Raw genomic sequence first — 17,428 nt, forward strand, 5'->3', positions numbered from 1 at the left:
CAGATGGGTGCGGCGGAGCGGGCATCGAACCCGCGACCGTCTGATGAAGATCACCTTCCCCGAACGGCCCGCCGGGCGGACAAGAGGGTGGGGAAGAGGATGCCCGTGAAGGCAGTCAGATGCTCTGCCAGCTGAGCTACCCGCCGCGTACTGATACCCCCCCCGGGGTGCTCCTCAGGGGCTGGCTGCTCATTTCAACCGATGTGGTGGATGGAGTGAGATTCGAGTCTCACCTGCCGTCAGGCAGCCGATGGACAGTCGTCCGCGACTCGCCGTCGCCGCCCATCCAGAAATTTCGCGCCTGGACAGGGTGGGGATTTCGACGTTTCAGCGGCGTACCCCGGGTGACCGGCATGAACGGCCCTCGCTGCTTCTGCCCGTTTCGCCGTGCGTTCTTCAGTTGTGCGCTGGAAGCGGGAAGGAGGGGGAGCGGGAGTGCGTTCATGGGATGACCTCTGGACGTGGATTTGCCGTGCTGTTGGGCCTGTGTGGAGCAGACGGGTGGAGTTGCACCACCGTCACCTCGTTGGCAACGAGGCATCCTGACTGCTGGACGACATCTGCGTGGGGCGGGCAAGGGGTGAAGGTCGGCGTGGGAGTCGAACCCGGACCCGTGAGGGTCATCGCCAGAGAACCGATCCTTCCTCGGCCCGACCGGTGAAGCAGGGCGGCGGACAAGTGGGTCACGCAGGGTGGTTCCTTTTCAAAGAGAACCCTGGGTGTTCGGCCCGCGCCGGGTGCGAGGGGTGCCCTCACCTGCCGCGCAGTCTACGGGGGAGCGCGTGTGGGCCGCATTCGCCGCATGGCGTACGGGCGGACTACGCCATGCGGCGGGTCGGCCGTGAGGCCCGGGGTGACTGCGGTGGGGTGCCGGCCCGTGAGCAGCTATGCAGAGGGGGACTCTGTTCGCCGAAGGCGCATCGTCTGACGGGTACGTCCGCCAGTGAGTGGGGCCCGCAGAACGGCCGGAAGCGTGATTCTTCCGGCCGTTCTGCGGGGCGCTGACCCTTACTCCACGGTGACGAGGTAGTCGTACAGGTCCGGCCCGCCGGGGTGCGCTTCGACCTCGGCCATGCTGAATTCCTTCCCGATGCGCCCGGCGAGGGTCTCGAGGTCCTCCTGGGTGTGCTGCGGGCCGCCGAACACGGTGATGATCTCCTGCCCCTGGTAGTGGCGGTTGAGCATCTCCATGACGCTGTCCTCGGGGGTGCCGCCGCTCTGGACGAGTTCGTCGTCCATCAGGCCGATCACGTCGCCCTCCTTGATGTCCAGGGTGCGGCCGTCCTTCACGGTGATGTTGGTGGTGCGGCTGGCGCGGGTCACCTCGAAGGTCGTGACGGCGCGGGACGCCTCGGTCATGCCGTCCACGAGCTCTGAAGCGGGCACGTCGGGGCTGAAGTTCAGCGCCGCGCCGATGCCCTGGCCGAGGGTGCGGGTGGGGATGACGACCGCGCGGCCCTCCATGAGTTCCATGGCCTTCTCGGCGGCCATCAGGACGTTCTTGTTGTTCGGCAGGATGATGACCTGCTCGGCGCTGACCGACCGGACGGCGTCCACGATGTCCTGCACGCTGGGGTTCGCGGTCTGCCCGCCGGACACGATCCTGGCCCCGAAGCTGCGGAACAGTTTCACGAGGCCGTACCCGCTGGCGACTGCCACGAGGCCGCTGGGCGCGATTTCCTCCTCGGCGCGGGCAGTGGCGCCGGCCATGCCGAGGATCTCGGTGTGCTGCTCGCTCATGTCCTCGACCTTCGTCTTGAGCATCTTCCCGTAGCGGCCCACCGTGGCGAGCAGCTGGTCCGGCTCGTTCGTGTGGATGTGGCCCTTCACGTAGCCTTCCGCGCCCACGACGAGCAGGCTGTCCCCGAACGGCGTGACCAGTTCACGGATCTCCTCGATGGGCTTGGTTGCCTCGCTCATGAGGAACTCGGTGCAGAAGCCGAACTCCTCGTTCTCGAACTGCTCCTGCGCGTAGCTGGTGATCTCGGGCGCGGGGGGCAGCGCCTCGCCGCGCAGCTGCGCCAGCATGCCCTGCACGACGTACAGGTACCCCTGGCCGCCGCTGTCGATCACGCCCGCCTGCTTCAGCGCCGGGAGCATCTCGGGCGTCTGGTCCAGCAGCTCCTGCCCCCTGAACAGGGCGTTTTCCAGCACGTCCTCGATGTGGTCACCTTTCGCGCCCTCGGCCACGCCGCGCGCGACAGTCAGGATGGTGCCCTCCACGGGTTTCATGACGGCGCCGTACCCGGTCTTCTGCGCCGCCTGGAACGCGCGGCCCAGCGTGGCGGCGTCCACGACCTGCTGGTCCTTGATGGTCTCCGCGAAGCCCTTGAGCAGCTGCGAGAGGATCACGCCGCTGTTCCCGCGGGCACCCAGCAGCGCGCCGTAACTGATGGCGCGGGCCACGCCGGGCATGCTGCTCTCGTCGCAGGTGTCCAGTTCGCGGCGCACGGACTGCATGGTCAGGTGCATGTTCGTGCCGGTGTCGCCGTCCGGGACGGGGTAGACGTTCAGGGCGTTGACCTGCTCGCGGTACACGCCGAGCCAGTCGGTCGCGTAACGCAGCATGCGGGCCAGGTCGGCGGGGCTCAGGTGCGCGCGGTGCCCGGTGTGCGCGGCGTTCGTGACGTCAGACACGCTGGACCCCCACGGCGTGCACGCGGGTGGCGCTCAGGTCGATGCCCGCCTGGGTCTTCACGGTGTGCTCCACGCGCTCGACGACGTTGCGGGCGACGGTGGGGATGCTCACGCCGTACGCGACGACCACGTACAGGTCCGCGGCGTACTTCCCGGCGTCGCGGCTGATCACGACGCCGTCACTGACGTTCGCGCGGCCCAGCACGCGGCTGAGGCCCTCCTTGAGGTTGGCGGGGGCCATGCCGACCACGCCCGGGATCTCGTGGGCGGTCAGCCCGATCAGTGAGGCGAGGGCCGCCTCGGTGATTTGAATGGAACCATTCACAGTAAAGGGCAGTATACCTGCCCACCCTCACGCCTCCCCGGCACGCCGGTGACGCTCAGGGTTCGCTCAAGCCCACTTCCCGGCGTCCGGGTTCGCGGAACCCGCCGGGGGCGGCGCGTGATCTACTCCGCGCATGCCTCTGGTCACTTCCATGGACGCCGCCGACCTCACCCTGTCGTTCGTCACGCCGGACGGGGGCCGCCTGACCCGTGACCTGGACGGGGGAGAGGTCCGCCTGACCGCCCGCACGGACGCGGGTGATCAGGCCGTGGCGCTCGCACCCGCCAGCCCGGCCGAGGGGCAGGAACTCGGCGGCGCCCTGATCCGCCTGGCGCGCGAGCTGAAGGCCACCCGCGTGCGCGTCCCCGCCAGCGAGCACGCCGCCGCGCTGGCCGCCGCCGCCCTGAGCGCCGGGTGGCGCGACGGCCGCTACCGCCGCAGCGCCCCGGGGGACGTGCAACTGTTCGTGGAGGGCCTGAGCGCCGACGAGCACGCCCGCGTGGAGGCGCTGAGCGCGGGCCTGACCCTCGCGCGGGATCTCGTGAGCGCCCCCGCGAACGTCCTGAACCCCGCGACCCTGGCCCGCGAGGCCCGCACCCTGGAAGCCCTCGGCGTGGATGTGGACGTCTGGGACGGCGACGACATCACGGCGCGCGGCATGAACCTCCTCGCGGCGGTCGCGGCGGGCAGCGCGACGGGACCGCGCCTGATCCGCGCCACCATTCCCGCGCGGGGCGAGGCGCACACGGTCGTCGCGCTGGTCGGGAAGGGGATCACCTTCGACACCGGCGGGTACTCCATCAAGCCCGCCGCGGGCATGGTGAACATGAAGAGCGACATGGGCGGCGCGGCCGCCGTGCTGGGCGCCGTGCGCGCCCTGGCGGCCCTGCGCGACCTGATTCCCGAGGGGGTCGAGGTCCGCGCGTACGTCGCCGCTGCCGAGAACATGGTCGGGCCGGACGCCATGCGCCCCGGTGACGTGTACCGCGCCGCGAACGGTCTGCACGTGGAGATCACGAACACCGACGCCGAGGGCCGCCTCGTGCTGGCCGACGCGCTGACCGTCGCCTGCGAGGAGGGCGCGACCGAGGTCGTGGACCTCGCCACGCTGACCGGCGTGAAGGTCAGCGCGCTGGGCAACGACATCGCCGCGCTGTTCAGCAGCGACGCTGCCCTGACCGCCCGCCTGAAGGCCGCCGCGCAGGGTGCGGGCGAGCACGTCTGGGAACTGCCGCTGCACCAGCCGTACCTGAAGACCTACCGGAAGGGCACCATCGCGGACCTGAAGAACAGTGACATGCAGCCCGCCGGGGCGAGCATCAAGGCCGCGCTGTTCCTCCAGCAGTTCGTGACGCGCCCCTGGGCGCACCTGGACATCGCCGGGAACGCCACCCGCGAGGAACACGCGACCGGCTGGGGCGTCGGCACGCTCGTCGAGTACGTCCTGGCGCGGTAAACGGGTCGTGGAGAGTGGGTCGTGGTGAGTGGAATCACCACGACCCACTTACATCGCGGGGTTCAGTTTGCCGCGCAGCACGAGTTTCATGCGCTGACTGAGGCGCTTGTACATGGGCGGGGAGTGCTGCGCGCGGAAGTCCATGGTGGCCTCCTCGCTGCCCACGTCATGCCCGTACTTCTGCGTCAGGAAGTAGCGGTGGTCCATGATCCACAGGTACAGGTCCGCCTCGGTCCGCCCGGGGAAGCGGGACATCACGTCGTGCAGGTCGATGTTCTCCACGATCCGGCAGTACAGGCGGCGGTACCAGCTTTCCACCGCCTCCTCCCACGTGACGGGCGGCAGGCCCGCGCGGTCGGGTTTGCGGTCCAAGAAGTACTGCCGGGTGCGGATGTGCTCCAGCAGTTTCTCGTAGCGGCCCGGCGTGGTGAAGCGGATCGGGTGGTGGTTCGGGACGAGCGTGTCGAGGTTCGTGGCCTTCAGGAACTGCGCGTACTCGCCCTTGATGATCAGGTCCTTCAGGGTGTCGCCCTCCTCGGGCGGGACGGTGACGTGCAGTTCGATCACGTACGCGTCGATGTACTTCTGCCCCTGGCGGCGGGCGACGGACACGCGGTGGTTGCCGTCCTTGACGAAGTACAGTTCGCCGACCTTGTACACCTGGATGGGCGGCAGCTCCTTGCCCTGCAGCTGCGCGGCGCGCACGCCGATCCAGCGTTCGTCCAGGTGCGCTTCCTTGGGCAGGTAGTGCCGGTCGAACTCGCGGTAGCGGTCCACCGACCCGATGATGTGGTCCACCTCGATGGTCTCCAGGCCGCGCTGGTGCTCGCCGTCGGGGGCGAGGTGCCGGACCCAGTCGAACGGCAGCAGTTCGTTCGGCTGCCGCCGCAGGATGGACAGGAGGTCGCGCACGTCCCCGAGAAAACGGGCGCGTTCGACGTCGTGTTTGGCCTGATCGAAGATGGACATGGGACGGGTCACTCCTTGAGCCCCCTGCGGTCGGGGGCGGGTGGGGCCGGGTCGCCTCTGTCGTCGCCGGGAGAGAAGAAACCCGGACTTGCCGCCATGCTAGCGCAGCCCCTGTCAGGCGTTGGTGACGAAAGCCCCCCGGGCGGCCCTTCTGAAAGCGTTTAGGTTTCCGGTCAATGGTGTCCGGTGCCGCCAGCGTCCCCGCGCCCGCCGGTGTTGAATGCGGCATGCTTGGCAAGTTCTTCAAGAAGCCCGCCGATGACATGGGCGGCCGCGTTCCCCCGGGACAGACCCTCACCGTGCGCTTCCCGGTCCTCACGTACGGCCCCACGCAGCACTACCGGCCCGAGGACGTCGTCATCCGCATCACGGGACTCGCCGAGGAGCACACCTTCACCTGGGCGGACCTGATGGCCCTGCCGCAGACCACACTGACGTACGACATCCACTGCGTGACCCACTGGAGCAAGCTGGACACCACCTGGACCGGCGTGCGCGTCACCGACCTGATGGCGCACATCGGGCTGAAGCCCGGCGCGACGCACGTCATGCAGCACTCGGTCGGCGGCTACACCACCAACCTCAGCCTGGAGGACTTCCTGCGCCCGGAGAACCTGCTGGCCCACACCTTCGACGGGCAGCCGCTGGACGCCGAGCACGGCGGGCCCCTGCGGCTGGTCGTGCCGCACCTGTACTTCTGGAAGAGCGCCAAGTGGCTGACCGGCCTGGAATTCATGCCGGGCGACCAGCCGGGCTTCTGGGAACGCAACGGGTACCACATGCGCGGCGATCCCTTCGCGGAGGAACGCTACGACGACGACTGACCCCACCGGCACGCCCGACCTGACCGGCGGCGGCGAGTACCTCGTGCCGGACGTCCTGCGGCCCGGCCTGACGCTGATCCTGGTCGGGACCGCGCCCAGCCGCATCAGTGCCGCTGCCCGCGCCTACTACGCCAACCCCGGCAACCGCTTCTGGCACACGCTGGCCACCGTCGGCCTGACCCCGGAGCTGCTCATGCCGCAGGAGTACGCCCGCCTGCCCGAATTCGGCATCGGCCTGACCGACGTCGCCAAGCGGCACAGCGGCGTGGACGCCGACCTGCCCGCCGGTGCCTGGGCGCCTGATGAGCTGCGCGTCAAACTGCGGACCTACCAGCCCCGCGTGATCGCGTTCACCAGCAAGCGCGGCGCGGCCGAGACGCTGGGCGTGCCCACCGGCCGCCTCCCGTACGGCCCGCACCCCGAACCCCTGGAAGGCGCAGAGGTCTGGGTGCTGCCCAGCACCAGCCCCCTGGCGCAGACGCACTTCCAGCTGGCACCCTGGCAGGCGCTCGCGGCGCGCGTGCAGGCCCTGCGCGGGAACCCGGGCGAACCGGGCCGCGTACCGGAGTCATGACCCGCTCCCGCCCCCATCTGCGCGGTGGCGCGCGCCTCGCCCGCCAGCTGCTGACACCCACCCCCGACCCCGCGCCCGGCGGGGACCCGTGGCAGGTGCAGCGCCCCGGTGACCCCCGCGCCGCCCTGGCCCGCGGGCGCGGACAGGCCCGGCGACTGGGCGGCGTGGGCCTGCTGATTGTCCTCACACTGGTCGCCCTGTCGTTCCTGGGCACCCTGAGCGTCCTCCTGGGGATCGGCGTGGCATCCGGTAGTGACGTCGCCGGGTGGCTCTTGGCCCTGACGCTTCTGCTCAGCTTCGCCGTGATCGCCTGGAGTGCCCGCCGCGCCCGCCGCCTGCTGCGCGCCCCCACCCCCGACACTGTCACGCTGCACGCCGCCCCCGGCGACGAGCTGGGCCTGCTGCGCACCCTGCGGCAGTACGAACGCGCCCTGCCCACCCCCAGCCTGCCCGCCTTCCAGCAGGCCGTGACCGCCACCCGCGACGCCCTGCGCGTCACCGAGCACGCCTCCACCCTCACCCGCGACGTGTTCGACGCCCGGCAGGCCGCCCGCGAGGACCTGCCCCGCATCCTCGGCAGCTACGCCGCCGCCCACACCCCCGACCACCGGGAACTGGACCGCCAGCTGCAGCTCATCGAGGCCCGCATGACCGCCATCACCCGCGAACAGGCCCAGGCGCAGCGCCGCGACCAGCAGGCCGACACCACCTTCCTGCGCGACAAGTACACGCCCCCCCAGGACTGACGGGCACGCAGGTAAAGGCCACCTACAGAAAGCCGCAACCGCAGCGAAGGAAACCGGGGCCAGCGGCCTGCCGCCACCTGCCAACCTGACCTCATGTCCCGCCCCACCCCCCTCCTGACCGCCCTGCTGCTCGGCACCCTGCTGGCCCCCACCGGCTCGGCGCAGGACGCCGCGCTCGATGAACTGAACGCCCAGGCCGCCACGACCCTCAACCGCGTCGCCGCCACCCGCGTCACCCGGCCCGGGGCGGCCGTGCCCGGCACACCCACCGCCCTGAACACCAGCGTCACCGTGCGCTACGGCCCCACCCGGCCCGGCGCGGTGCTGCTGCTGATGCCCGGCTACCTGGGCGGGGCGGGCAGCTTCGACCGGCTGGCCCGGCAGCTGACCAGTCTGGACCCCACTCTGGCCGTGTGGGCTGTGGACCGCCGCTCGAACCTGCTTGAGGACCATGCGCTGCTGCTCAGCGCCGCTGCGCCGCAACTGGCTCAGATCGTCCAGCGCGGCCTGCCCACCCGTGACCCCGCCAGCGTCACGTTCATGAAGGACTGGGGCCTGGACACCACGCTGCGCGACTGGCGAGCTGCCGTGCTCGAAGCGCGGACCCTCACCCCGAACGTGTTCATCGGCGGGCACTCCATGGGCGGTACCCTGACCGGCCTGTACGCCACGTACGACTTCAGCGGCAAGGCCGGCGCGCAGGACGTACGCGGCCTGGTCATGCTCGACGGCCTGCCGGGCCTGATGAGCACCAAACCCATGACCCAGGACCAGTACCAGCAGGGTGGCGGCGCGAACCTCATGGGCGCCGTCCCGGGCCTGCAGCAACTGAGCCGCGCGCCCTTCGTCAGTGCGCCCTACTTCAGCCCTGACCTGGCCGCCCGCGCCGCCGCGCAGGCCCGCCTGGCCGCCCTGCAACCTGACGCGCGGGCCCCGCAGGGCGGCTTCGCGTCATTTCCCGCCACGAACCTCGCGGCGGCCATGACCCGCCTGGACCAGCGGTACGCCCTGCTGCCGTTCATGGCCATCAAGGCCGGACGCGCCATCAACGCCGCCGACGCGCCCTTCCTGCCCACCCAGGCGCTGGGCGGCAAGGGCACCCGCTGGATCACCGGCGCGACCGACCCGACCAAACCCGTCGGGTGGGTCAGTGACGCCTCCCAGCTGACCGACGCCCGCGACTTCGTCCGCCGTTATCTGACGCCCCTGAGCGATTACACCGAGTGGTACTTCCCCGCCCGCCTGACCCTGGATCTGGCCGCCGCCCGAACCGACACCACCGGCACCCCGTTCGAGAAGACCCTGCCGGTCCGTCCGTCCCGCACCCTGACCCTGCCCGTCCTGGGGATCGCCGCCGAGCAGGGCGTGACCACCGAGACGCAATTCCGCGAATATGCCGCCGGGACCCGCATGGCCCTGACCACGCGCACCCTGAAGGGCGCCGCGCACCTGGACATCACGACAGCCAGCAGCGATCAGGTCGCCCGCTGGATCTTGTCCTGGCTGGGGCCCCTGCGCCGCTCCTGACCGCCGGGAGGCCAGCAGGTGATCGACCTCCCCTCCGGCCTTGCCCCGTGGTCCGCTTTACCAGCTCTCGTCGTCCCGCTCCTCTCGTTTCCCGTCCCGGCGGGCCCGGCGCCGCTCGTCCTTGCCGCCCTTTCGTTTCGGTTTGGGCGGGAGTGACAGCACGTACAGCCGCTCCGGCTGGCACGGCGCGGGAATCTCCCCCAGGGCGTCCACCGGGTCGGCTGCACGCAGGCTGCCGATCACATGCGCGTGGCGCTCACCGCAGTAGGGGCAGGCGTCCACCACCCAGAACATCACCCGGGTGCCCGGCATGTCCCGCAGGGTCACGAACGCCGGTTGCGGGGTGCGCCGATCCTTCTTCGCCATAGGCGCGCAGCGTACCCCCGCACCCCGCGCGCATGTGTGGCGGGGCGCGGAATCTGCGCTGCGTGACCTTACACGTCCTCGTCGCCGTCGCGCATGTAGGTCACGATGCTGCGGCAGTGCGTGAAGCCCGCCCGGGAATACAGGGCGCGGGCGGGTTTCATGTGATCGTGCGCCCGGACCCGCAGGGTCCGCACCTCGGGGTGCGTGTCGGCCTCGGCGGCCGCTAGGGCCAGCAGCTTCTGGCCGTAGCCCTGCCCGCGCTCGGCCGGGTGCACCGCCACGTACGTCACGTCCGCGCGGGCCTCCTCCGGGCAGAATTCCAGTTCCGCGAACCCCAGCGGCTGCTCGCCCCGCATCAACGCCACGAGCCGCACGTCGTCCCGCGCGAAATGCTCGTCGAACTGCTCAGGTGTCCAGTTCAGCCGTCCTGCCCAGGCGTCCTCGCTGGACTTGAACAGCTCGCGGTACGCGCCCAGCGGCAGCTTCCGCGCGATGCGGGTCCCGGCGGGCGCGCAGGCGTGCGGCGTCAGGCGCTCCAGCGGGGCGCTGTAGAAGTCCGTGGTGTGCATCGCCCCGAACCCTGCGGTGTCCAGCGCCTCGCGGACCGGCAGGTTGTCCCGCGCAGCGAACGCGTACACCGGTAGCCCGTCACTGTGCGTCAGGGCGCGCCGCAGCAGGGTGTGCACGTGCCCTCCGTCACTGATCGGCCCTTCCAGCACCAGCCCGTCCCGGAAGGGGGAGAGCGCGCAGTACGCCAGGACGCCCTCGTCCTCCACGTCCACGAGGCAGAGGTTGTCCTCGCATTCGGTCTGCAGTTCGCGCGGGTCGCGGGCGTCGGGGGAGAACACCTCGCGTTCGGGGGCGTCGTCCATCCAGGAGAGCAGGGCGAGCACGTCGGGAACATCAGTGGCCAGCATGGGTCGGATCATGAGGTGACCTCCGGGCGCAACCGCCCAAGGAAAGTGACGCGAAGCACGTGGCGGCAGAACGGCAACAGGTCGCTGCTGACCTTCAGCCTAGTGACGCGCGCCGCGCGCTGTCTGCCCCGCCCGTCACGCCGCGCCGACCCGGGCGCGTGGTATGCTGCGCGCATGCCCTGAACAGGGTACGCCGCCTGCCTCCCCACAGACACGAAGCCGTGTTTGAGGGGCCTTTTCTTTTTGAAAGGGGCGGCCTGCGCGCCGCAGCAGACCCGGCCTGACCGGAGGTGCACCGCCGTGACGAAACAGTCCAGCAAACCGGCTTCTGGCCCCCTGCCCCGCCGAGCCCGCCCCCACACCGATGCCGCGCGCGCCGCCGACCCCGGCACGGCCCACACCCTGGCCGCCAGTGCAGACCTGCTCGCCCTGCGCGCCCAGCTGTCCCGCGCCGAGAAGGCCGCCCGCCGCGCCCCCACGCCCGCCCCGGCCCGCGCCGCGCGTCCCCAGGCTCCGTTGAAACCGCAGCGGGAAGCGGAACTGGGCGGCGTCAGCACCGACGACTTCAGCCTCGCGCAGGCGCACGCCCGACTGCGCGACGCCGTGTACGACGGCCGCTACCACCTGTGCCCGCACGCCATCGGGCACGCCCGCGCCGAGGGCTTCCTGGAACACGACGTGCTGAACGTCCTCCTGACCGGCCGGGTGCGCGCCGTGTACACCCAGGAGCGCCGCTGGCTGGTCTGCGGGTACTTCGAGGCGTGCGGCGTCGCCCTGCCCCTGCACGTCGTCGCCGAACCGCAGCGTGACGGGCACGTGGACATCGTCACGGCGTTCGTGCCCAGGCACCCGCACCACATCATCAGCCGCGCCCGGCTGGCCGTCATGCTCCGCTACGACGACCAACACGTCCGCGCCCGCACCGCCCAGGCGGGCAACCGCGTCGGGCACCGCGGCAAGGGCCGCTGGAAGAAGAGCGCCTGACCGACTGTGGGACCGGGGCTGACCTCCGGTTCCAGGCGTTCTGGACCCTGACGGAACACGGCCACGCTCTACACTGGCGGGCATGACCCCACCAGACGCGGCGATACAGGTGATCGGCGGGGCCGCGGTCCTGCTGCTGCTGTGGCTACTGCGGCCCCTGGTCCGCGCCGGGCTGGACCGCGCCAGAGCGCGCCGCACGCCACCCCCCGAACCACGGGATCCGGACGATGAATGGAAGCGGCGCGAGGCGGCACACCGCCGGGACGTCATGCGGTCCGGGCTGCTGCACGTCGCGTTCGACCGGGACAGCGTCAGCATGGGCGACGACAGCGAGGAGCACTGGCGCCTGCTGATGTTCGAGGAGAACCTCTCCCTGTCCGCTGCGCTGGGCCCCCCCATCTTCCGGGTGCTGACGTCCATGCCGGGCGGGCAGGCCACCTGGCTGATCGAACTGCGCGAGGAGATCCGTGCGCCTCAACGCTCGGCGGCAGGGAAGCTGGACCGCCCGGGCCTCGTGAGGGTCACGCCCCTGGCGGTGGTGGCGCAGCAGTGGTCCGAGCCTCACCTGCTGCACGCGGACGTGCCGGTGTCCCGACTGATGGGCGCCACGCTGTACGCCCGCTCCCTGGGACGGCAGGACCCGGCCGAGGTGGCGGGATCTGCCCACTTGATCCTGGAGGAGGAGACCGTCACGACCACCGCATACGACGAGTCGCAGGTGAGCGCGGATGACCGCGTGATGATCCGCGTCCGCCCGCGGCAGGTGGAGGCGGACGCTGCAGGTGAGCGCAGGTGACATACAGGTGCTGTCGTGACGGCCGAGCAGACGGGTACAGCTCCGCAGGAGCGCGAATGAAGAGGGTCGAGCAGGACGGGGAATGGAGGCATCATGCGTCTGCTGTCCTGATGCCTCCATTCGGGGAACTGCTCTAGGCCCGTCCCAGCGCGACGCGCAGGCCGCGCAGTTCGTAGCCTTTCACGACCTCGTTGAAGGTCACGCGGGGTTCCTGCACGAGGCGCAGGTCCTGCCAGATCAGCAGGCGACGCAGGAACGTGTCGGTCTCCTTGATGGCCAGGAACGCGCCGGGGCAGCGGTGATGCCCGTCCCCGAACGCCATGACCGGGGCCTGCACGCCGCGCGGCAGCGGCCGGGCGGGGCACAGTGCGGCCGGGTCGGCGCCCGCCACGCCGGGATCGGTGTTCACGTCCGCGAGGTTCAGGGCGAGCAGCGTGCCCTGCGGGATGGTCTGCCCGTCCACGGTCAGTTCGGTCTGCGCGCGGCGGTACAGGGTGGATACGACGGGTTCCAGGCGCAGGATCTCGTGCAGGATATCCAGGCGTTCCTTCTCGGTGCCGTGCACGTACTCGGCGCGCAGGTCGGGGGCGCGCAGCAGGTGCCACGTGGCGACCGTGATGAACTCGCGGGTGGTGACCATGCCCGCCGTGCCGTACGTGAGGCACTCGGTGAGGATCTCGATGTCGCTGTACTCCCGGTCGATCAGGTGGCTGATCAGATCGTCCCGGCGCGCCCGGCGGCGGGCCTGGATGGCGGGTTTCACGTCCAGCAGGTAGAAGGCCAGCAGGTGCCGCTGATCCAGGATGCTGTGCAGGCGGCCCTTCTCGGGGCTCAGGCCGGGTTCGCTGTTGCCGTCGTGTTCCACGAACCTCATGACGCGGTGCTCCAGCCCGGGCAGGCGGCTGCTCGTGAGTCCCACCACCTGCGAGGCGACCTGCACGGCCAGGGTCAGGCTCAGGTCGTCAATGTTGGCCTCGCCGCGGGTGGCCAGCTGCCCGATCAGGTCGTCGCTGAGCGCCGCGATCATGGGCTGGTACGTGGCGACCGCGGCGGGCGTGAAGTACCGGGCGGTGTCGCGGCGCATCTCGTGGTGTTCCTCGCCTTCGGTGAACAGCACGGGGCGGCGCTTGAGGATCCCGGCTTCGTTGACGGTCTCGGCGCTGAAGCCGGCCTGCGTGACGGCCTCGCTGCGCAGCACGTCCCGCGCGCCCTGGAACGAGTGGACCTGCACGACGCCGCGCGGGTCCGGGGTGGGGGCGGCGCCCGGCTGGTCCGGGCGGTCGGCGCGGCGGGTGAGGGCGTCGCCGCCGAAGGGGCAGCGGGGGGCGGGCGTGGATTCGGGAACAGTCATGGGGTGGCCTCCGGTGAGGTGGGGGAGAGGTCGGTCAGGGCTTCCAGTCCGGCTGTGACCGTGTTCAGCTGCGGTCCGAGGCGATCCAGTGCGGGCTGCGTGGCGTGCTGGACGGTCTGCATGGCTGCTCGCCACAGGTCCTGACCGGCGGGCGTGGTGTGCAGGGCGTGCCGTCGCGCGTCGCCGGGCGGCCGCTGGTACGTGACGGCTCCGGCCTCCTGGAGGTGGCGCAGGGCGCGGGCGACCTCGTAGCGGGGCAGGTCCAGCGTGCGGGCGAGGTCGCTGGGTGTCTGGGGGCCTGCCTGCACGTGACTGAGGATCAGGAAGGCGCGCAGGTCGAGGTCGTTGTGCTCGCGGCGCAGAGCGGCCTGCACCTGTCCGCTGATGCCCTGCCACGCCGTCCAGTAGGCGGCCAGAAACCGCAGCGGCTGCCGCGAGAGGTCCAGCTCGTGCGGATCAGGTGACATGATTGCATTCTGCAACAATCCACGCGCCGGTGGCTGAGGACCGGGTGAAGGAGCACGCGGCACAACAGACAGGGCATCGGGAGGGGAAGCGTGACGTGAGCGGTCACAGCGGTGTCCAGTTGCACCCCGGGGCCAAGGGCACGCCCCAGGGCTCCCCGTCCAACCGCTGTCCTTCTCAGGTGCTCGCTCTGCGGCGCAGCTCTTCGGGTCCGCTCAATTCAGAGATATTGAGAAAACCCTTCAATACCTCTGAATTCTGCTGTCAGATCGTGCGCCCGCTGTGGGCTACCATCCATCACCCAAAAAGTAAGGGGGTGGACGCCGCCACGTCCACCCAGGGGGTTCAGGGTTGGGGGGTCAGTGTTTGAAGTGGCGTGAGCCGGTGAACACCATGCTGATGCCCAGTTCGTTGCACGCGGCGATCACTTCGGGGTCGCGTTTGGCGCCGCCGGGTTGCAGGATCGCCGTGACGCCCACGCTCGCCGCGAGGCGCACCACGTCGTCGAAGGGGAAGAACGCCTCGGACGCCAGGACGGACCCCTGGGCCTTCTCGCCCGCGTTCGCCACGGCGCGTTCGGCGGCCCAGATGCGGCTCACGGCGCCCGCGCCCAGGCCGACCGTCACGCCATCTTTGGCGAGGACGACGGCGTTGCTGCGGGCGTGTTTCACGGTCGCCCACGCGAAGCGCAGGTCCAGCCATTCCTGCTCGGTCGGTTCGCGTTTGGTCACGACCTCGGGGCACAGGTCGTCCCAGGGGCGCGCGTCGCGTTCCTGCACGGCGAACCCGCCGGTCAGGGGCCGCACGTCCAGCACGCTGACACCCTGCGCGGGCGCGGCGACGAGAACACGCAGGTCCGGTTTCTTCTCCGCGAACCACGCGGCAGCCTCGGGTGTGACCTCGGGCGCGATGAGCACCTCCAGGAAGGTGCCGCGCGTCGCCTGCGCCGCCTCCAGCGTCACGGGCTGGCTGACGGCGACCACGCCGCCGAACACGCTCAGGGTGTCCGCGTCACGGGCGCGTTCCCAGGCGGTCTTCACGTCCGCCGCGACGGCCACGCCGCAGGGGTTGGCGTGCTTGACCGCCACGCACACGGCGGCGTGCTCGGGCAGCGCCGATTCCTGCGCGGCGAGTTCCTGGCACAGCGCCCAGGCGGCGTCCGCGTCGGCGTAGTTGTTGAAGCTCATGGGCTTGCCCGCCACGACCTGCGCGTCGATGACGGGGCCGCTGGCGCTCCCCAGGCGGTAGATCGCGCCGGGCTGGTGGGGGTTCTCGCCGTAGCGGACCTGCGCGGCGCGCGTCAGGTTCAGCGTCAGCGTCTCGGGCAGCGCGGTGGGCAGCTCGTCGCTGGCGCCGGTCAGGTACGTGGTGATGGCGGCGTCGTACTCGCTGGTGTGCCGGTACGCCTTCGCGGCGAGGCGGCGTCGCTCGGCGTCACTGACCTCGTCCTGCAACGCCACGGAGTAGTCGGCGGGGTCCACCAGCACGAGCACGCCCGCGTGGTTCTTCGCTGCCGAGCGGATCATGGCGGGGCCGCCGATGTCGATGTTCTCGATCACGTCCGCGTCGGGCGCGCCGCGCGCCACCGTCTCCCGGAACGGGTAGAGGTTCACGCACACCAGATCGATCGTGCCGATCCCGTGCGCCTCCAGCTGCCCCAGGTGTCTGGGTTCGCGCACCGCGAGGATGCCGCCGTGCACGGCCGGGTGCAGCGTCTTCACGCGGCCGTCCAGCATCTCGGGGAAGCCCGTCACGTCGCTCACCTGCCGCGCCGCAATCCCGGCCTGCACGATGCTCTGGTACGTGCCCCCCGTGCTGAGGATCTCCCAGCCGCGCGCCTCGAGCTGCCGCGCGAACTCCACGACGCCCGTCTTGTCGCTCACCGAGATGAGGGCCCTTCTGCTCTGTGTCCCATGCTGCGTCACTGTGACCTCCGAGGACCCCGCCAGCAGAGGCGGGGATCGACCCAGGCGCGCGATCAGGAAAAAAGTCCGTGTCGGGGGCTTCCCCGTGGTGTGCCCACGTTCAGCGCCAGTCGCCCCCCGGCCCAGCGGGCAGTGTACCGTCACGGGGCGCACGTGACCCCGCCCACCCCGGTCAGCAGTCCCGGACGCACCCACCCGACCAGCACCGCGCCGGGCGTGCCGGGGAGCAGCATGAGTCCTTTACCCTCCGGGTGGATGACGGAAATACGCAGCGCGGCCCGCCTCCGCTTCCTACAGTGGAGGTCAGGTCAGGAGGTTCAGTTGCGCCACGCGTCCCCCACCCTCCCCACGATCCTGGACACCTTCGAGCGGCAATTCGCCCGGACCGGGTTTCTGCCGCCCCAGGCGCCCGTCCTCACGCTGCCCGGCCCGTACCAGGTGGTACCCGACCTGATCCCCACACTGGCCAGCGCGTACGGCGACACCGGCGTCCGGCCCCTGATCCGGGAGGCGGTCGCGTCGTGGCCCCGCGACCTGCACGCGGGGCTGGCCGCGCTGGACGCCGATCAGCGCGACGCGCTGCTGTCGGCCACCACGATCCTGATGCACCTGTACCGCTGGAACGCCGTGCCGGTGGACCCCGCGCGCTTTCACGAGCACCCGGAGTTCCCGCGTGCCCTGGCGCACCTGTTCCGGACGCTGAGTGACGCGCGGGACCTGCCGCCCTGCGGCAGCCTGTACACCCTGAAGTACCTGAACTGGCGCAGCCCCGACGTGACGCCCGGCGAACCGTACGACGCGGACACGCTGCACGCCGGGAACGTCCGCATCGCGCACCCCTGGCAGGAGGGCGTGGCGGGCGAGCAGCTGGACCTGTGGATCCAGACGTTCGTCCTGGCCGAAGCGCGCGGCCTGGGTGTCCTGCGCGCGGGCATGGCGGCCCTGCGCGCCGCGCACAAGCAGGACTGCGCGGCGCTCGAGGCGGCGCTGGAGGACCTGCACCACGCGATCCGCACCGTGGCGCGCGGGATCAACGTGTACACCCGCTTCCACGTGATCCGCACCGACCTGTGGCGGGTGCACACCCAGCCCACGTTCGGCTGGGGTCTGACGGAACAGGGGCGGCTGCTCGAGGGCGCCAGTGGCCTGCAGCTGGGCGCCACGCAGTTCGCGGACCTCGCGCTGGGCGTCCCGTTCAGTGGACCGCTGGGCGGCGCGCTGCTCGCCTCGCGCGCGTACCTGCCGCCGGAACAGCGGGCGTTCCTGACCGCCTGGGACGGGCACCGGCGTGACGTCCGGGCAGGCGTGACCGGCTGGGGCGGCAGCCGCGCCCGCGACCTGTTCGACGCGTGCGTGCAGGACATGGAACGCTGGCGCGTCAGTCACCGCGAGCGCGGCTCGGCCTACCTGCGCGGGGACGGCCGGGCGCACGTCATGGCGTCCACCGGAACGCAGTTCTCGGCGGGCACCCCCCACGATCAGGACTTCCGGCACCTGATGAACTCCCGCATTCACGACACCCGGCGCCAGCGCATCGCGGACGACCTGCTCTAGGCCAGCAGGTGG

16 protein-coding genes, 2 tRNA genes and 1 riboswitch are annotated in these 17,428 nt (G+C 70.9%); of the genes, 8 read left to right on the top strand and 10 right to left on the bottom strand.

The window, feature by feature from the left end:
- Positions 1-8: 8 nt before the first annotated feature.
- From IEY69_RS00445 to IEY69_RS00460, 4 genes are all read right to left on the bottom strand, one after another.
- Positions 9-147 (bottom strand) — tRNA-OTHER (locus IEY69_RS00445).
- Positions 148-489: 342 nt separating this feature from the next.
- Positions 490-564, bottom strand: a tRNA-Gly gene (locus IEY69_RS00450).
- A 444-nt stretch (positions 565-1,008) separates the two neighbouring features.
- Positions 1,009-2,568: a DAK2 domain-containing protein gene (fakA, locus tag IEY69_RS00455; protein ID WP_189072277.1), complete on the bottom strand. Its 1,560-nt coding sequence runs from the start codon at positions 2,566-2,568 to the stop codon at positions 1,009-1,011.
- A gap of 61 nt (positions 2,569-2,629) precedes the next feature.
- Complete coding sequence (locus tag IEY69_RS00460; RefSeq protein ID WP_189071212.1) at positions 2,630-2,962, bottom strand: Asp23/Gls24 family envelope stress response protein; 333 nt, start codon at positions 2,960-2,962, stop codon at positions 2,630-2,632.
- 133 nt (positions 2,963-3,095) lie between these two features.
- Here IEY69_RS00460 and IEY69_RS00465 point away from each other — a divergent pair, with 133 nt between their 5' ends.
- Positions 3,096-4,418 carry a M17 family metallopeptidase gene (locus tag IEY69_RS00465; RefSeq protein WP_189071213.1) on the top strand — a complete coding sequence of 441 codons (1,323 nt, stop codon included), beginning with the start codon at positions 3,096-3,098 and terminating at the stop codon, positions 4,416-4,418.
- Positions 4,419-4,466: 48 nt separating this feature from the next.
- Here the strand turns inward: IEY69_RS00465 and IEY69_RS00470 are convergent, their stop codons facing one another.
- Positions 4,467-5,387: a DUF4032 domain-containing protein gene (locus tag IEY69_RS00470; RefSeq protein WP_189071214.1), complete on the bottom strand. Its 921-nt coding sequence runs from the start codon at positions 5,385-5,387 to the stop codon at positions 4,467-4,469.
- Positions 5,388-5,614: 227 nt separating this feature from the next.
- Here IEY69_RS00470 and IEY69_RS00475 point away from each other — a divergent pair, with 227 nt between their 5' ends.
- The 4 genes from IEY69_RS00475 (at position 5,615) to IEY69_RS00490 (ending at position 9,058) form a co-directional block, all read left to right on the top strand.
- Positions 5,615-6,211 (top strand): sulfite oxidase-like oxidoreductase, encoded by a 597-nt coding sequence (locus tag IEY69_RS00475; RefSeq protein ID WP_189071215.1) that lies wholly within the window; start codon positions 5,615-5,617, stop codon positions 6,209-6,211.
- A gap of 43 nt (positions 6,212-6,254) precedes the next feature.
- Complete coding sequence (locus IEY69_RS00480; RefSeq protein ID WP_189071216.1) at positions 6,255-6,785, top strand: mismatch-specific DNA-glycosylase; 531 nt, start codon at positions 6,255-6,257, stop codon at positions 6,783-6,785.
- Positions 6,782-7,531 (top strand): hypothetical protein, encoded by a 750-nt coding sequence (locus IEY69_RS00485; RefSeq protein WP_189071217.1) that lies wholly within the window; start codon positions 6,782-6,784, stop codon positions 7,529-7,531. Before IEY69_RS00480 ends, IEY69_RS00485 begins: the two co-directional genes overlap by 4 nt.
- A gap of 93 nt (positions 7,532-7,624) precedes the next feature.
- The gene (locus tag IEY69_RS00490) at positions 7,625-9,058 is read left to right on the top strand and encodes an alpha/beta fold hydrolase (protein ID WP_189071218.1); all 1,434 of its coding nucleotides are present in this window, start codon (positions 7,625-7,627) and stop codon (positions 9,056-9,058) included.
- Positions 9,059-9,115: 57 nt separating this feature from the next.
- On the opposite strand, the gene IEY69_RS00495 is transcribed toward IEY69_RS00490, so the two are convergent.
- A complete protein-coding gene (locus IEY69_RS00495) occupies positions 9,116-9,424 on the bottom strand; it encodes a hypothetical protein (protein ID WP_189071219.1) in 309 nt (102 codons plus the stop codon).
- A 68-nt stretch (positions 9,425-9,492) separates the two neighbouring features.
- The gene (locus IEY69_RS00500; protein ID WP_229783515.1) at positions 9,493-10,341 is read right to left on the bottom strand and encodes a GNAT family N-acetyltransferase; all 849 of its coding nucleotides are present in this window, start codon (positions 10,339-10,341) and stop codon (positions 9,493-9,495) included.
- A 300-nt stretch (positions 10,342-10,641) separates the two neighbouring features.
- On the opposite strand from IEY69_RS00500, the gene IEY69_RS00505 reads away from it, so the two are divergent.
- Both IEY69_RS00505 and IEY69_RS00510 read left to right on the top strand, forming a co-directional pair.
- A complete protein-coding gene (locus IEY69_RS00505) occupies positions 10,642-11,325 on the top strand; it encodes a DUF4258 domain-containing protein (protein ID WP_373290962.1) in 684 nt (227 codons plus the stop codon).
- A gap of 82 nt (positions 11,326-11,407) precedes the next feature.
- Positions 11,408-12,121, top strand: coding sequence for a hypothetical protein (locus tag IEY69_RS00510; protein WP_189071221.1), 714 nt, complete (start codon positions 11,408-11,410; stop codon positions 12,119-12,121).
- Between the two features lie 133 nt (positions 12,122-12,254).
- Here IEY69_RS00510 and IEY69_RS00515 read toward each other — a convergent pair whose 3' ends face one another.
- The 3 genes from IEY69_RS00515 to purH form a co-directional block, all read right to left on the bottom strand.
- Positions 12,255-13,472, bottom strand: a complete 1,218-nt coding sequence (locus IEY69_RS00515) for a cytochrome P450 (protein WP_189071222.1) — start codon at positions 13,470-13,472, stop codon at positions 12,255-12,257.
- Entirely contained in the window at positions 13,469-13,939 is a 471-nt protein-coding gene (locus tag IEY69_RS00520; RefSeq protein ID WP_189071223.1) for a MarR family winged helix-turn-helix transcriptional regulator, read from the bottom strand. The genes IEY69_RS00515 and IEY69_RS00520 overlap by 4 nt, the downstream gene beginning before the upstream one ends.
- A gap of 357 nt (positions 13,940-14,296) precedes the next feature.
- A complete protein-coding gene (purH, locus tag IEY69_RS00525) occupies positions 14,297-15,862 on the bottom strand; it encodes a bifunctional phosphoribosylaminoimidazolecarboxamide formyltransferase/IMP cyclohydrolase (protein WP_189071224.1) in 1,566 nt (521 codons plus the stop codon).
- Positions 15,863-15,894: 32 nt separating this feature from the next.
- A riboswitch (ZMP/ZTP riboswitch) is annotated at positions 15,895-15,986 on the bottom strand.
- 197 nt (positions 15,987-16,183) lie between these two features.
- Here purH and IEY69_RS00530 point away from each other — a divergent pair.
- A complete protein-coding gene (locus IEY69_RS00530; RefSeq protein WP_189071225.1) occupies positions 16,184-17,416 on the top strand; it encodes a PrnB family protein in 1,233 nt (410 codons plus the stop codon).
- The last annotated feature ends 12 nt before the right edge of the window (positions 17,417-17,428 follow it).

Origin of the sequence: Deinococcus sedimenti (genome assembly GCF_014648135.1) — a bacterium.
In the GTDB taxonomy this organism is placed as follows: Bacteria; Deinococcota; Deinococci; order Deinococcales; family Deinococcaceae; genus Deinococcus; species Deinococcus sedimenti.